Consider the following 2,501-nt stretch of genomic DNA (forward strand, 5'->3'; position numbering starts at 1 on the left):
TCGTGACTGCGTGCCTTTTGAAGAATGAGCCTGCGAGTTAGCGGTGTGTAGCGAGGTTAACCCGTGTGGGGAAGCCGTAGCGAAAGCGAGTCCGAACAGGGCGTTTGAGTTGCACGCTCTAGACCCGAAGCGGAGTGATCTAGCCATGGGCAGGTTGAAGCGGAGGTAAGACTTCGTGGAGGACCGAACCCACCAGGGTTGAAAACCTGGGGGATGACCTGTGGTTAGGGGTGAAAGGCCAATCAAACTCCGTGATAGCTGGTTCTCCCCGAAATGCATTTAGGTGCAGCGTCGTGTGTTTCTTGCCGGAGGTAGAGCACTGGATAGGCGATGGGCCCTACCGGGTTACTGACCTTAGCCAAACTCCGAATGCCGGTAAGTGAGAGCACGGCAGTGAGACTGTGGGGGATAAGCTCCATGGTCGAGAGGGAAACAGCCCAGAGCATCGACTAAGGCCCCTAAGCGTACGCTAAGTGGGAAAGGATGTGGAGTCGCAGAGACAACCAGGAGGTTGGCTTAGAAGCAGCCACCCTTGAAAGAGTGCGTAATAGCTCACTGGTCAAGTGATTCCGCGCCGACAATGTAGCGGGGCTCAAGCGTACCGCCGAAGTCGTGTCATTGCAGTACATACCCCCAACGGGGACTGTGATGGGTAGGGGAGCGTCGTGTGCCGGGTGAAGCAGCCGCGGAAGCGAGTTGTGGACGGTTCACGAGTGAGAATGCAGGCATGAGTAGCGATACACACGTGAGAAACGTGTGCGCCGATTGACTAAGGGTTCCTGGGTCAAGCTGATCTGCCCAGGGTAAGTCGGGACCTAAGGCGAGGCCGACAGGCGTAGTCGATGGACAACCGGTTGATATTCCGGTACCCGCTTTGAAACGCCCAATATCGAGCCCATTAATGCTAAGGCCGTGAAGCCGCCCTGGAGCCTTCGGGCAAAGGGGAGTGGTGGAGCCGCTGACCCAAGGTGGTAGTAGGTAAGCGATGGGGTGACGCAGGAAGGTAGTCCAGCCCGGGCGGTGGTTGTCCCGGGGTAAGGGTGTAGGCCGTGTGGTAGGCAAATCCGTCACACGTTAAGGCTGAGACCTGATGCCGAGCCGATTGTGGTGAAGTGGATGATCCTATGCTGTCGAGAAAAGCCTCTAGCGAGTTTCATGGCGGCCCGTACCCTAAACCGACTCAGGTGGTCAGGTAGAGAATACCGAGGCGTTCGGGTGAACTATGGTTAAGGAACTCGGCAAAATGCCCCCGTAACTTCGGGAGAAGGGGGGCCATTTCTGGTGATAGCACTTGCTGCTTGAGCTGGGGGTGGCCGCAGAGACCAGCGAGAAGCGACTGTTTACTAAAAACACAGGTCCGTGCGAAGCCGTAAGGCGATGTATACGGACTGACGCCTGCCCGGTGCTGGAACGTTAAGGGGACCGGTTAGCTGACTTTCGGGTTGGCGAAGCTGAGAACTTAAGCGCCAGTAAACGGCGGTGGTAACTATAACCATCCTAAGGTAGCGAAATTCCTTGTCGGGTAAGTTCCGACCTGCACGAATGGCGTAACGACTTCTCGACTGTCTCAACCATAGGCCCGGTGAAATTGCACTACGAGTAAAGATGCTCGTTTCGCGCAGAAGGACGGAAAGACCCCGGGACCTTTACTACAGTTTGATATTGGTGTTCGGTTCGGCTTGTGTAGGATAGGTGGGAGACTGTGAAGCATGCACGCCAGTGTGTGTGGAGTCGCCGTTGAAATACCACTCTGGTCGTGCTGGATGTCTAACCTCGGTCCGTGATCCGGATCAGGGACAGTGTCTGATGGGTAGTTTAACTGGGGCGGTTGCCTCCCAAAGAGTAACGGAGGCGCCCAAAGGTTCCCTCAGCCTGGTTGGCAATCAGGTGTTGAGTGTAAGTGCACAAGGGAGCTTGACTGTGAGACCGACGGGTCGAGCAGGGACGAAAGTCGGGACTAGTGATCCGGCGGTGGCTTGTGGAAGCGCCGTCGCTCAACGGATAAAAGGTACCCCGGGGATAACAGGCTGATCTTCCCCAAGAGTCCATATCGACGGGATGGTTTGGCACCTCGATGTCGGCTCGTCGCATCCTGGGGCTGGAGTCGGTCCCAAGGGTTGGGCTGTTCGCCCATTAAAGCGGTACGCGAGCTGGGTTTAGAACGTCGTGAGACAGTTCGGTCCCTATCCTCTGTGCGCGTAGGAATATTGAGAAGGGCTGTCCCTAGTACGAGAGGACCGGGACGGACGAACCTCTGGTGTGCCAGTTGTCCTGCCAAGGGCATGGCTGGTTGGCTACGTTCGGAAAGGATAACCGCTGAAAGCATCTAAGCGGGAAGCCTGCTTCGAGATGAGTGTTCCCTCCCCCTTTGAGGGGTTAAGGCTCCCAGTAGACGACTGGGTTGATAGGCCGGATGTGGAAGCCCCGTGAGGGGTGGAGCTGACCGGTACTAATAGGCCGAGGGCTTGTCCTCAGTTGCTCGCGTCCACTGTGTTGGTTCT

Annotated in this window: 1 rRNA gene; it reads left to right on the forward strand. The window is 56.7% G+C overall.

The annotated features are described in order from the left end of the window. Positions 1–2,473, forward strand: a 23S ribosomal RNA gene (locus ACIBNE_RS41110); the annotation flags it as partial. Positions 2,474–2,501: the final 28 nt, after the last annotated feature.

Source organism: Streptomyces sp. NPDC050504 (assembly GCF_044458065.1).
GTDB lineage: Bacteria > Actinomycetota > Actinomycetes > Streptomycetales > Streptomycetaceae > Streptomyces.